Here is a 1,096-nt window from a genome sequence, read left to right on the forward strand (position 1 = left end):
TTTAATCGGCATTCCCTATCGGATTGTTCCCGGTCGTTCGCTGAAAGCCGGTAAAGTTGAAGTTGTGGAAAGAGCGACTCACAAATCGCATGAAATTCTCATTGATGAAGTCAATTCTACTTTGAAACAGTGGATTGAGGCGGCCATCAAATAAGCCTTTATAATTGGTAAGGTGCGGTGTGCATGGAACCCTACATTAGCGCGGAACGTATAGCGTAAGGTCCGCACTGCGCACCCTACATTAGCTTCCTTCTTCCTTCATCCCTCTTCCTTCTTCCTTCTGCTGTGAACTTTAAAGACAAAATGTGAAATTCCCTAAAACTTAAAACTCGATATGAATCTGAACCTGAATCAGTTTCTTCGATTCCCTCAATCCAGAATTGGGCGATACTTAGTTCAAGTAGCTGTAGTTAGTGTCGCTTACGCCGTGGGGGCGAGGCTAGCAATGTCAATTGAAGGTGTTAGTCCCTTTGCTGCCTCGGTGTGGCCGCCCGCAGGAATTGCACAAGCTGGACTGTTATTGTTTGGGAGTAAAGTCTGGCCTGCCATAGTTTTGGGTACATTTTTACTCAATTTAGTTAACCCAAGTGAACAGATATTCGCGGTTTGGCTGGGAGGAAACGTCGGGGCGATTCTGCAAGCTGTTTTTGCAGCAACTGCCCTGCGCTGGCTCGGGTTTCGTCCGTCTCTCGCTCGCTTGAAAGATGTAGTTAATTTAATATTGTTTGGCGGTCTAATTTCTACTCAAATTAGTTGCACGATTGGCGTTTTTTCCCTATATTTAGCTGGCAAAGTAGATGGGAGCCAATATTTGTCTGTTCGATGGGAATGGTGGTTGGGAGACACAATGGGAGTTTTAATTTTAACTCCCTTAATCCTAATATTGTTTCGCCCTCAAGTAACCGTGGAGAGTTTAAAAATACCAACAGAACACCAGAAAAAAGATTTACTTTGGCGGGGAGTCTGGTTAATATTATTAATTGCGGTAAGCTGCATTGTCTTTGAGTCGAAAAATGACGCTTCTATTTCTCGTTATCCCCTGGAATATTTGCCGTTTCCTTTGATAATTTGGGCGGCGCTCCAATTCGGTCAACTA

At 44.1% G+C, this 1,096-nt stretch carries 2 protein-coding genes; both read left to right on the top strand.

The window, feature by feature from the left end; all coding sequences use genetic code 11:
• Window positions 1-154: His/Gly/Thr/Pro-type tRNA ligase C-terminal domain-containing protein (locus ACUVJL_RS20730; RefSeq protein ID WP_445247496.1), on the top strand; the 154-nt coding region annotated here is incomplete at its 5' end.
• A 180-nt stretch (window positions 155-334) separates the two neighbouring features.
• Window positions 335-1,096, top strand: a 762-nt coding sequence (locus ACUVJL_RS20735; RefSeq protein WP_445247559.1) for an MASE1 domain-containing protein, incomplete at its 3' end; no start/stop codon positions are given.

This window comes from Microcoleus sp. OTE_8_concoct_300 (assembly GCF_031383065.1).
In the GTDB taxonomy this organism is placed as follows: Bacteria; Cyanobacteriota; Cyanobacteriia; order Cyanobacteriales; family Microcoleaceae; genus Microcoleus.